Source organism: Pseudoalteromonas phenolica (assembly GCF_005886345.1).
GTDB classification, from domain to species: Bacteria; Pseudomonadota; Gammaproteobacteria; order Enterobacterales; family Alteromonadaceae; genus Pseudoalteromonas; species Pseudoalteromonas phenolica_A.
In genome coordinates, this window is the sequence record NZ_PNEC01000023.1 from 62,141 (window position 1) to 74,158 (window position 12,018).

9 protein-coding genes and 1 pseudogene are annotated in these 12,018 nt (G+C 42.0%); all 10 read left to right on the forward strand.

All coding sequences use genetic code 11. From position 1 onward, the window contains the following. Positions 1–198: 198 nt before the first annotated feature. Entirely contained in the window at positions 199–462 is a 264-nt protein-coding gene (locus tag CWB72_RS11585) for a DUF4212 domain-containing protein (RefSeq protein WP_058028820.1), read from the forward strand. 11 nt (positions 463–473) lie between these two features. Then, the gene (locus tag CWB72_RS11590; protein ID WP_138631546.1) at positions 474–2,198 is read left to right on the forward strand and encodes a sodium:solute symporter family protein; all 1,725 of its coding nucleotides are present in this window, start codon (positions 474–476) and stop codon (positions 2,196–2,198) included. Positions 2,199–2,397: 199 nt separating this feature from the next. Continuing rightward, positions 2,398–4,184, forward strand: a pseudogene (locus tag CWB72_RS11595) (DUF294 nucleotidyltransferase-like domain-containing protein). Next, positions 4,185–4,805 (forward strand): exonuclease domain-containing protein, encoded by a 621-nt coding sequence (locus CWB72_RS11600; protein ID WP_138631547.1) that lies wholly within the window; start codon positions 4,185–4,187, stop codon positions 4,803–4,805. Positions 4,806–4,914: 109 nt separating this feature from the next. Further along, on the forward strand, positions 4,915–5,928 hold the full coding sequence (gene epd / locus CWB72_RS11605; RefSeq protein ID WP_138631549.1) for an erythrose-4-phosphate dehydrogenase: 1,014 nt from the start codon (positions 4,915–4,917) through the stop codon (positions 5,926–5,928). Between the two features lie 42 nt (positions 5,929–5,970). Further along, positions 5,971–7,149, forward strand: coding sequence for a phosphoglycerate kinase (locus CWB72_RS11610; RefSeq protein ID WP_138631551.1), 1,179 nt, complete (start codon positions 5,971–5,973; stop codon positions 7,147–7,149). Between the two features lie 154 nt (positions 7,150–7,303). Then, positions 7,304–8,368 (forward strand): class II fructose-bisphosphate aldolase, encoded by a 1,065-nt coding sequence (gene fba / locus CWB72_RS11615; RefSeq protein WP_138631553.1) that lies wholly within the window; start codon positions 7,304–7,306, stop codon positions 8,366–8,368. Between the two features lie 543 nt (positions 8,369–8,911). Beyond that, entirely contained in the window at positions 8,912–9,601 is a 690-nt protein-coding gene (gene phoB / locus CWB72_RS11620) for a phosphate regulon transcriptional regulator PhoB (RefSeq protein WP_058028827.1), read from the forward strand. A gap of 27 nt (positions 9,602–9,628) precedes the next feature. Then, positions 9,629–10,936, forward strand: coding sequence for a phosphate regulon sensor histidine kinase PhoR (gene phoR, locus CWB72_RS11625; RefSeq protein ID WP_138631555.1), 1,308 nt, complete (start codon positions 9,629–9,631; stop codon positions 10,934–10,936). A 104-nt stretch (positions 10,937–11,040) separates the two neighbouring features. Continuing rightward, the gene (locus tag CWB72_RS11630; RefSeq protein WP_130254627.1) at positions 11,041–12,009 is read left to right on the forward strand and encodes a PstS family phosphate ABC transporter substrate-binding protein; all 969 of its coding nucleotides are present in this window, start codon (positions 11,041–11,043) and stop codon (positions 12,007–12,009) included. The last annotated feature ends 9 nt before the right edge of the window (positions 12,010–12,018 follow it).

Below are 12,018 nucleotides of genomic sequence, written 5' to 3' on the forward strand. Positions count from 1 at the left end.
AACGTTTGATTTGCTAAGTGACTGTTAAATATAATTAAGTTTGATGTTTTTAGTGTGTTTATATGCAGTTTACGTAAACGTTAACTTGGTGTTGCGACTAAGGTAGCAATTTCAACTTGTAAGGGCGTTGCTAATGTAGATAGTGACGATTAACACCAAGACAGCCAATTAATTGGCAAGTGATAGGGGACAACAAAAATGGCTTTTAAAGACGAAGAACAAGCAAAAGCATATTGGTCAGAGAATCTGAGCCTCATGTTTAAGCTATTAACAGTATGGTTTGTAGTGTCATTTGGTTTTGGCATTTTACTTGTAGATGTACTTAATGAAATTCGCTTTTTTGGATTCAAATTAGGTTTTTGGTTTTCACAGCAAGGCGCAATTTACACCTTTGTAGCTTTGATTTTTGTCTACGTGTTCAAAATGGATACGCTTGATAAAAAATACGGCGTAGATGAATAAGGAGCACGAAGATGGATGTTAAGATTCTTACCTTTATTATTGTTGGCTTGAGCTTTGCGCTCTATGTCGGCATCGCAATTTGGGCTCGTGCGGGTTCAACGAAAGAGTTCTATGTTGCTGGCGGTGGTGTACCACCTGTAGCCAACGGTATGGCAACAGCCGCAGACTGGATGAGTGCAGCATCATTCATTTCAATGGCGGGTATTATTTCTTTCGCCGGTTACGACGGTGGTGTTTATCTAATGGGTTGGACAGGTGGTTATGTACTACTGGCACTTTGTCTCGCACCCTATCTTCGTAAGTTTGGTAAATTTACGGTGCCAGATTTCATAGGAGATCGTTATTACTCTCAAGTTGCCCGAGTAGTAGCTATCTTGTGTGCAATCTTTATCTGTTTCACATATATCGCAGGCCAAATGCGTGGTGTAGGTGTTGTATTTTCTCGCTTCTTAGAAGTAGACATTGAGACCGGCGTTTACATTGGTATGGTTATCGTATTTTTCTATGCAGTATTAGGTGGTATGAAAGGTATCACGTATACGCAGGTTGCTCAGTACTGTGTTTTAGTATTTGCTTATTTAGTACCTGCTATATTCATTTCACTGATGATGACTGGTCATTTATTACCGCAAACAGGTTTTGGTGCAACTTTAGCCGATGGCTCGGGCGTATACATGCTCGATAAACTCGATGGACTAAGTACCGAGCTGGGTTTCTCTCAGTATACCGAAGGCTCTAAAAGCATGATCGATGTATTCGCTATCACTGCAGCACTTATGGTAGGTACAGCGGGTCTACCTCACGTAATCGTTCGTTTCTTCACAGTACCAAAAGTAAAAGATACGCGCATCTCAGCAGCATGGACGCTTGTATTCATCGCGATTGTTTATACAACATCACCTGCGGTTGCATCATTTGCGCGTGTAAACATGATTGACACAATCAATGGTAAAGATGGTAGCGGTACGTTATATGAAGAAGCACCAGCTTGGGTTAAAAACTGGGAAAGAACAGGCCTGATCACATTCGAAGATAAGAATGGCGATGGCAAGATGCAGTACTCTGCAGGTAAGATCTCAGATCCAAACAGTGCTAACGAAGTGAAGATTGACCGTGACATCATGGTACTTGCGAACCCAGAGATTGCGAATCTGCCTGCTTGGGTTATTGCATTAGTCGCAGCGGGTGGTATTGCAGCAGCACTATCAACCACAGCGGGTCTACTGCTGGTAATTTCAACCTCGGTATCGCATGATTTACTTAAGCGTACGCTGAAACCAGATATCAGTGATAAACAAGAGCTACTAGCTGCGCGTTTAGCGTCGATGATAGCAATTGCAATCTCAGCTTACTTCGGTATCAACCCGCCAGGATTTGTGGCTTCAGTTGTGGCATTTGCATTCGGCCTAGCTGCAGCGAGCTTCTTCCCAGCAATCATCATGGGTATCTTCTCTAAGAAGATGAATAAAGAAGGTGCGATTGCAGGTATGATCACAGGTATTGGCTTCACAGCGGCTTATATCATTTACTTCAAGTTCATCAGCCCTGAACTTAATGCACCAACAAACTGGTTATTCGGTATCTCTCCAGAGGGGATTGGTATCATCGGTATGCTAGTTAACTTCATCGTTGCTGCGGTTGTTCTTAAACTAACTGCTGAAACACCAAAAGAAGTTCAAGACATGGTTGACAGTATTCGTAACCCTAAAGGCTCAGGTGAGGTACACGCCCACTAATATTTGAGCGAATAAGCACAAAGCTCAGCCGGCAAGGCTGGGCTTTTATTCGTTTTAGCAAAGTGCTGTTTTTACATTTCTATAAATTCGGTTTTATAGCAGCATTTTGCTAAAACGATTCATACCTAAGCGTAAACACTAACAGTCCTCTCTTTTCATTTTTTTAGTTGTTTATAGGCGGGTGACTTAGGAGTAGAGCATGACCCCAGAAGTTGCTGAAGTCGCAAAATTTGTTGCCTTACAGGCGCCATTTAGCCAATTAACAGAAGCGGCGACCTACTATTTTGTGTCCCATTTAGAAATTGTTTACTTAAACAAAGACAACCAGTCGCAGTGGCTAAAATCAACTGAGCCAAATTTATACTTAGTCCGCTCAGGTCAATGCCAAAGAGGAAGTGATCACGCAAATTGCAGAAGGTGACTATTTTGGATTTCCGTCTTTACTCACCGGCGATGCCATTCAAAACCGCATAGAGGTGTCGACTCCCGATTTAATCTACATCTTAAACCAAACCAGTTTTGACTATTTACGTCGTGAATATAAGGCGTTCGAACAACTCTTTGTGCGCGCTCATGCTAATCGTTTACTGTCATCTCATTATCAGCAGAAAAGTGATAACTGGTCTGAGAAAAAATCAGTGAGCTATTGACCAGAAAGGCAATAACACTCGGGCCAGATGCATCAATTCGTGATGCCGCGGTGAAAATGAGTGATCATGGGGTCTCTTCAATTATGGTAACCGAGCAAGACAGTCTTATCGGGGTGCTCACTGATAGAGACTTGCGAAATCGTGTTCTGGCCAAAGATGTCGACCCTAATATTGCAATAAATCAGGTCATGACGGGCAAGCCAAAATTCATCTTCGAAAATAATCGGGTGTTTTCAGCTTTGTATTTAATGCTTAAACACAACATACATCATTTGCCTGTACTCGATGAAAATTACACACCACTGGGTATGTTGACTAGTACAGACTTGTTGCGCCAGCAAAAAAGCGATCCGGTACAACTTATTGGCCGGATTTATAAAGCGACATCTGTTCAGCAGTTACGCCTGTATGCACAAGAGATCCCTGCATTATTAAAGAGCTTTTCTCATAACATTGATGATATCTCGGTTATGGGCAAACTATTAAGTGGCCTGACTGATGCACTGACCAGTCGATTAATTCGTATTTATCAGCAAGAGCATGGTACAGCGCCATGTGCGTTTAGTTTTATTTGTTTTGGTTCACAAGCTCGTGAAGAGCAGACTTTGCATTCAGACCAAGGCAATGGCTTATTGCTACCGAACAATTTAACCGAAGCGCAAAGCTCTTATTTCAAAGGGATGGGTGAATTTGTTTGTGAGCAACTGATTGAATGCGGTATTAAGCGTTGTCCTGGTAATATTATGGCAAGTAACCCTGAGTGTTGCGGTACCTTAAATGAGTGGTCAGAGCGATTTTTTAAATGGATCAAATCCCCCACGCCACAAGCCATGTTGAACTGTAAGATCTTTTTTGATCTACGCTTTATTGATGGTTCATGAGCTATATAGCGATTTATGTGTGTCGCTGGAAAGAATAAGCAAAAATGAACTCTTCTTTGCTGCCATGGCCACAGATATTAACGCGAACTCAGTACCGATTGGCTTATTCCAGCAATTTAAGCTTGAGAAAAGTGATTCTAAGCACAAGTATTTGGATCTGAAAAAGCGCGGTGTTGTGATCATCAATGATATTGCAAGGCTCTATGCACTAAAAGCTGGAGTAAGGCGGGCCAATACTGATAAGTGCTAAAGATATTTATAACCTCAAAGATTGTTGGCGTTACCTGACGCAATTACGACTCAAAACACAATTGAATAAAGAGGGCTTGCCGGGCAATTGTATTGACCCTGAAATGCCTACCTCTTTAGAAAAACATCAGTTAAAAGAAGCGTTTTATCTGATTAAGCAAGCACAGCAAGCCTGCGCGTTTAAGTTTGCCAGAGGCTGTTTGTAAATGCAGAAGTTAGTACAAAAAGCGCTTCGCTATTTAAAAGCCAAAGGCAAGTCACTTGATGAAGTGGAGTTTGTGGTTTTGGATCTTGAACTCACAGGGCTTGATCCTAAAGTACATGAAATTGTATCGGCGGCTTGGGTGACGATGCGCAGTGACAGAATTCAATTAAAAAGTGCGAGGCACATCATTAATAGTGATGTGAAGCAGTTAGAACAGAGTCCAGTTTTTCATGGTATTGATGAGCAAACGCTTAATGAAGGGGTATCTCTTAAGGTGTTAATGAAAGAGTTATGCGCCGTTTTGCACGGTAAGGTATTAGTGTGCCACAACGCTTATATAGACTGGGGGTTTATTCAAGTAAATAGCAAAGCGTTAGGTTTAGAGGCACTCCCTTTGGCCATTATCGACACAATGCAAATAGAGAAAAGGCGTCAATTAAAGCAGAACACCGAATTACATCAAGACAGCCTGACTCTGGCGAATTGTCGGGCTCGTTATCAACTACCAGACTATGAAGTCCACAATGCACTCACCGATGCCCTAGCAACTGCCGAGTTGTTGTTAGTCTTAATAAATAAAATTGGGGCGGGCAAACCACTAAAACTTTCAGCCTTGATGTAAGATTTTTTTTCGCGCAAGTGTATACATAATTTGCCTATGTCGATTACAATAGCGCCATCTTTTAGGAAGTTATTTTCCTGTCTCTGCATTTAGCTAGGTCCACAACTTAATGGCAATAAAACTGGCAATAAATGGGTTTGGTCGTATTGGACGCAATGTTGTGCGTGCATTATATGAATCAGGCCGCCATCAAGATATTGAAATCGTGGCTATTAACGAATTAGCCGATCCCAAAGCCGTTGCGCATTTACTTAAATATGATACCTCTCATGGTCGTTTTGCTTATTCGGTTTCGCATGATGCCCCTTTCTTAGAAGTAAATGGCGATAAGATCCAATTGTTTAGTGAGTCAGATCCAGCTCACTTACCTTGGCAGGCTTTGCAAGTTGATGTGGTACTTGAGTGTACCGGCGTTTTTCATAGTCGACTAGACGCTCAAAAACACCTAAAAGCAGGTGCTAAAAAAGTTTTATTCTCTCAACCTGCCGATGCAGATGTTGATGCAACCATAGTGTATGGCATTAACGAAGAAGAACTTAAAGCTGAGCACACAATTGTTTCTAATGGTTCTTGTACAACAAACTGTATTGTACCTGTGATCAAAGTCCTTGATGATGCCTTTGGTATTGAGTCGGGTGCTATTACCACGATCCATGCGTCGATGCACGACCAGCAAGTGATCGATGCATATCACAGTGATTTGCGCCGTACTCGTGCAGCGAGTCAGTCAATTATTCCAGTCGACACTAAATTAGCCCGTGGTATTGAGCGCATCTTGCCTAAATTTGAAGGTCGCTTTGAAGCCATCGCAGTACGTGTTCCGACGATAAATGTGACGGCCATGGATTTAAGTGTTACGCTAAATCAAGACGTTGATTTAGATAAAATAAATCAAGCAATTCAGGCTAATACACAAGGCCGATTAGAAAATATTTTAAGTTATACCGAAGAGCCTTTGGTGTCGGTAGATTTTAACCATGATGCACATTCTTGTATCATTGACGGCACGCAAACACGTGTCAGTCATAAAAGGTTAGTAAAACTTTTAGTATGGTGTGATAACGAGTGGGGGTTTGCGAACCGTATGCTCGACACCGCTGAGGCCATGATGGCCGCTAAATAACAACAAAGCTATTACCCAGTATCGTTCTTAAAGGAGACATCAATGTCAGTCATCAAAATGGCGGATCTAGATTTATCAGGCAAGCGTGTTTTAATTCGTGAAGATTTAAACGTGCCAGTAAAAGACGGCAAAGTAACGTCTGATGCGCGTATTCGCGCTTCACTTCCGACTATTAAACTTGCACTTGAAAAAGGTGCAAAAGTGATGGTGATGTCTCACCTTGGTCGTCCAACTGAGGGCGAATACAATGAAGAATTCTCACTTCAGCCAGTGGTTGATTACCTAAACGAGGCGTTAGAGCAAAACGTACGTTTAGAAAAAGATTACCTAAATGGCGTTGAAGTTGCCGACAATGAGGTGGTTGTATTTGAAAACGTACGCTTCAATGTCGGTGAAAAGAAAGACGACGAAGCACTTGCTCAACAGCTTGCTGCATTATGTGACGTATACGTGATGGATGCATTCGGTACAGCTCACCGTGCTCAAGCGTCTACGCATGGCGTTGGCTTATTTGCAGAAGTTGCGTGTGCGGGCCCACTGTTAGCGGCAGAACTTGATGCACTAGGTAAAGCACTTGATAACCCAGCACGCCCACTTGTAGCGATTGTAGGTGGTTCTAAAGTATCGACTAAACTGACTGTACTTGATTCACTATCAACTGTGGTTGATCAGTTAGTTGCTGGTGGCGGTATTGCAAATACTTTTGTGGCGGCAGCCGGCCTCCCTGTTGGTAAGTCACTTTTTGAGGCCGACTTAATCGACGAAGCAAACAAATTGACAGCAGCAGCGCGTGCTAATGATGGTGACATTCCAGTACCAACAGATGTCGTTGTGGGTAATGAGTTTTCTGAATCTGCAGTGGCAATAATCAAAGATGTGACTGAAGTATCTGATGAAGACATGATCTTCGATATCGGTCCTGATACAGCACAAACTCTGACTAAAATCATTGAAAATGCAGGCACGGTTGTCTGGAATGGCCCTGTGGGTGTTTTCGAATTTGACCAGTTTGGTAATGGTACTGAAGCGATTGCCAATGCAATTGCAAGGTCTAACGCCTTCTCAATTGCAGGTGGCGGTGACACATTGGCTGCAATCGACAAATATGGCGTTGCTGATGAAATTTCCTACATTTCAACAGGTGGTGGTGCTTTCTTAGAATTCTTAGAAGGGAAAAAACTACCAGCTGTTGCTATGCTTGAGAAAAGAGCAAACGCGTAACAGTTTTTCAGGCCAGCTTTTGCTGGCCTTTTTATCTTAATCACTCTCACTCAGGTTAAGGTAAATAAAAAATCAGTAGCAACTAGCGAAAGGCTACTTTCGATATATCCGTTCAAACTAGATAGCAAAGCTATCGACTATTGGAGAAAGCAAAATGGCTTTAATCAGTATGCGTCAACTTCTTGATCATGCAGCAGAGCATGATTACGGCGTTCCAGCGTTCAACGTAAACAACCAAGAGCAGATGCGTGCCATCATGGAAGCGGCTGATAAAACAAACAGCCCAGTAATCGTTCAAGGTTCTGCAGGCGCACGTGCTTATGCAGGCGCACCTTTCATTCGCCACATGATTTTAGCGGCTGTTGAAGAATGGCCACATATTCCAGTTGTTATGCATCAAGATCACGGTACATCTCCAGGTGTATGTCAGCGTTCTATCCAATTAGGTTTCTCATCAGTGATGATGGATGGTTCATTAATGGAAGATGGTAAAACACCTTCTTCATATGAATACAACGTAGAAGTAACACGTCGTACAGTTGAAATGGCACATGCGTGTGGCGTGTCTGTTGAGGGTGAACTAGGTGTACTTGGTTCACTAGAAACAGGTGAAGCTGGTGAAGAAGATGGCATTGGAGCTGAAGGTAAACTAACTGAAGACCAACTACTTACCGATCCTGAAGAAGCTGCTGACTTCGTTAAGAGGACAGGCGTAGATGCGTTAGCAATTGCCTGTGGTACATCACACGGTGCTTACAAGTTTACACGTCCACCAACAGGTGACATCTTAGCAATCAATCGCATTAAAGAGATCCACGCACGTATTCCTGATACACATTTAGTAATGCACGGATCTTCTTCTGTACCGCAAGAGTGGTTAGCGGTTATCAATGAGTTTGGTGGTGAGATCCCTGAAACTTACGGTGTACCAGTTGATCAAATCGTAGAAGGTATCAAGTACGGTGTGCGTAAAGTAAACATCGATACAGACTTACGTTTAGCATCAACAGGGGCTATCCGTCGTCACCTAGCTCATAACCCGTCTAACTTTGACCCAAGAAAATTCTTAGCTGAAGCGACGAAAGCGATGACTGAGATTTGTGTGGCGCGTTATGAAGCGTTTGGCACTGCAGGTAATGCAGCGAAGATCAAACCAATTTCACTAGACGACATGCACCTGAAATATTTATCAGGTGAGCTTGATCCACAGATCAAGTAATAACCAAGTCTAGCTGATTTTATATTAAGCCCCAGTATTGGGGCTTTTTTGGATCAGTATTTTACTAATCTAGATCTGAATTCCCGATATTTAGGATCAAGATCTTACCAACTTACGCGATCTGGGATCGATTTCTTACTAACTTGTCGAGTAATTTACACTCAAAACAACCCTAAAACTGTGTATCAAGATCCAAATTGAGATCCTTAATACGACTGCTGTTGGTATAAAACTGATCTCTCAGTGCGCTACTTAGTCAAAAGTTGATCTCTATTTAATCAGTGCGTATTTGCGTGATCCGATCAATTAAACTTGGTTTCAGTAAACTGATGTAAAAATAGATCTGATTTAAGTGGTTTTAAAATAGCTGCTTAAATAACAAGGGAATTCCCATAAATTATTGTTCTTTATGGAATAATGTATTTTGTCATTTATATGACCTGATAAATATTTCTTTTTAAGATCGGATTATTTTTTCATAAAACTGTCATACTAAGTCATAATAATGAAACCAACTTGGGTAAATCGAAGAGAACTGTGGGAATGTCACGTAAAGTACTTGTAGTTGATGATGAAGCACCAATCAGAGAAATGTTGGTTTTCGTATTGGAGCAAAATGGATTTCAGGCAATAGAAGCTGAAGATTATGATTCGGCTATGGCTGCAATGGTAGAGCCATACCCTGATATGGTTTTATTAGACTGGATGCTTCCGGGTGGCAGCGGTATTCAAATTGCGAAAAAGTTTAAGCAAAGCGAATTCACGCGTCAGATCCCTATCATCATGTTAACTGCACGCGGTGAAGAAGAAGACAAAGTAAAAGGACTTGAGGTAGGTGCAGACGACTATGTTACTAAGCCTTTCTCTCCTAAAGAATTAATGGCACGTATTAAGGCGGTTATTCGTCGTGTGTCTCCAACTTCACTTGAAGAAGCGATTGAAGTGCACGGTTTGCGTTTAGACCCTATTTCTCACCGAGTCACATCGGCAGGTAATGAATTAGACATGGGTCCAACAGAATTCCGTTTACTACATTTCTTTATGACGCACCCTGAGCGGGTTTACAGCCGTGAGCAATTATTAGATCATGTTTGGGGCACTAACGTATATGTTGAAGATCGCACTGTGGATGTGCATATTAGACGTTTGCGTAAGGCAATTGCACCGCTAGGTCATGATAGACTTGTGCAAACAGTTCGCGGTGCAGGTTACCGTTTTTCTAGTAAAATGTAAGCACTCAGCTTTGGATACACTGTATTTATGTATCGAGTAATAAATAAACAGGCGTTAGTTAAACGCCTGTTTTTGTATTTTATACCACTGGCTTTAGTGGGCGTTTTAATTGGCGCACCTTTCATCTTGCTGTTTTTAGGCGCGCTCGCGCTGTTACTTTGGCATTATCATCAACTCTATCGACTCAGTGATTGGTTGCTCAATCAGCGCAGTTTTAATCCGCCGGAAGGTGAGGGGGCGTGGGAGCAGATTTTCGAAGGGATCTACCATCTTCAGCATCGTAATCGTAAAAAGCGTAATGAGTTGGCTGAGTTGATCCGTCGTTTTCGTGAAGGTGCAGAAGCGGTTCCTGATGCGGTCGTGGTATTACAAACAGACTTAAGCATTATTTGGTGTAATCAGCTTGCACTGAAAGTATTGGGACTGCAATGGCCAACCGATCATGGTCAGCGCTTAGATAACCTAGTGCGGGATCCAAAATTTGCTAAATACATGAACAAGCAAAAGTTCGATGAGCCATTAGAGCTTGAGGTATCGCATAATCAAGAGCAAACCCTTGAATTTAGGGTAATGCCTTATGCGGGCCAGCTTATGATGGTGGTGCGCGATATCTCTCGGCTTAAGCAGTTAGAGCAGATGCGTAAAGATTTTGTTGCCAATGTATCCCATGAGCTTCGTACGCCGCTGACGGTAGTGACTGGCTACTTAGAAATGATGGACGAAGAGAATCTGCCACCGCCATCAATGTGGGCGAAAGCACATCAGACTATGATAGAGCAATGTCATCGTATGGATAGCTTGGTCAATCAATTACTGTCGCTTTCTCGTATAGAAGGAGCACGTAAATACGATAATGACAAACCGGTTAGAGTGCCTGATATGTTGGCACTGATTGCGACCGAAGCAAATTCCCTGAATAAAGAAAAAGGACATGAGATCAGTTTCGATGTTGACCCTGATCTTGATATTGTCGGTGCACCGGATGAGTTGCGTAGCGCGTTTTCGAATTTGGTGTTCAATGCGGTGCACTACACTAAACCAAACGGCAATATTCATGTGCAATGGCAAATAAAAGATGATCAAGCGTATTTTTCGGTCAATGATAATGGCGATGGCATAGCCCCTGAGCATATTAATCGATTGACTGAGCGCTTTTATCGAGTTGATAAAGCAAGAAGTCGTAAAACCGGTGGCTCAGGGTTAGGTTTAGCTATCACTAAACATGTATTAACGCGTCATGATTCACATTTAGATATCAGCAGTGAAGTAGGCAAAGGTTCTTGTTTTTCTTTTGCTTTTCCAAAAACACGTATTGCTGATTATGACAATAAATAAAACAGTGGTCATAAAATTGTCATTTTTAAGTAATTTAACTGTCATTTAATCGCTGCAAAATGAACCTCGTTAACTAATTGGGACGAACAACTGGAGAAACCCAAATGAAATTTAAAAGTTTAGTAGCTGCAATGGGTGTAGCGGTAACAACTCTTTTATCAACACCAGCATCAGCTTTAGATGAAAAGCTACCTATGTACAACAAAACAAGCGGCATCTCAGGTAACTTCTCATCTGTAGGTTCTGATACGCTTGCAAACATGATGACTTTTTGGGCTGAAGAATATAAACGTATTTACCCAAACGTAAATATCCAAATTCAAGCAGCGGGTTCTTCAACTGCGCCACCGGCATTAACTGAAGCCACTGCAAACTTCGGTCCTATGAGCCGTAAGATGAAATCAAAAGAAATCGAAGCGTTTGAAAAGCGCTACGGTTACAAGCCAACTGAAGTACGTGTAGCAATTGATGCATTAGCAGTATTTGTACATAAAGATAACCCAATCAAAGGTCTTCGTATTGACCAAGTTGATGCAATCTTCTCTTCAACACGTAAGTGTGGTGCTGACGGTGAAATCAACCGTTGGGGTGATGTAGGCCTTAACGGTGACTGGTCTGGTAAAGACGTACAGCTTTATGGTCGTAACTCTGTATCGGGTACTTATGGTTACTTCAAAAAGAAAGCACTATGTAAAGGTGACTTCCGTAATAACGTAAATGAGCAACCAGGTTCTGCATCAGTAGTACAGTCTATCTCTTCTTCAATCAATGCAATTGGTTACTCAGGCATTGGTTATAAGACTTCAGGTGTTCGTACTGTACCACTAGCGAAAAAGGGTGATAAGTTCGTAGATGCAACTTTAGATAATGTTTCTAAGGGCAAATACCCACTATCACGTTTCTTATACGTTTACGTGAACAAGCACCCTAACAAACCACTTTCACCAATCGAAGCTGAATTCTTAAAGATGGTACTTTCTAGAGAAGGTCAGCAAATCGTAGAGAAAGATGGTTATGTACCACTTCCTAGCAAGGTTGCTGCTACAGAAATGAAGAAGCTAGGTCTTCTTTAATCGAATAGA

Coding starts and splice junctions, on each gene's coding strand:
- phoB (WP_058028827.1), top strand. CDS start 8,912: ATGTCACGTAAAGTACTTGTAGTTGATGATGAAGCACCAATCAGAGAA.
- fba (WP_138631553.1), top strand. CDS start 7,304: ATGGCTTTAATCAGTATGCGTCAACTTCTTGATCATGCAGCAGAGCAT.
- epd (WP_138631549.1), top strand. CDS start 4,915: ATGGCAATAAAACTGGCAATAAATGGGTTTGGTCGTATTGGACGCAAT.
- CWB72_RS11585 (WP_058028820.1), top strand. CDS start 199: ATGGCTTTTAAAGACGAAGAACAAGCAAAAGCATATTGGTCAGAGAAT.
- CWB72_RS11600 (WP_138631547.1), top strand. CDS start 4,185: ATGCAGAAGTTAGTACAAAAAGCGCTTCGCTATTTAAAAGCCAAAGGC.
- phoR (WP_138631555.1), top strand. CDS start 9,629: ATGTATCGAGTAATAAATAAACAGGCGTTAGTTAAACGCCTGTTTTTG.
- CWB72_RS11590 (WP_138631546.1), top strand. CDS start 474: ATGGATGTTAAGATTCTTACCTTTATTATTGTTGGCTTGAGCTTTGCG.
- CWB72_RS11630 (WP_130254627.1), top strand. CDS start 11,041: ATGAAATTTAAAAGTTTAGTAGCTGCAATGGGTGTAGCGGTAACAACT.
- CWB72_RS11610 (WP_138631551.1), top strand. CDS start 5,971: ATGTCAGTCATCAAAATGGCGGATCTAGATTTATCAGGCAAGCGTGTT.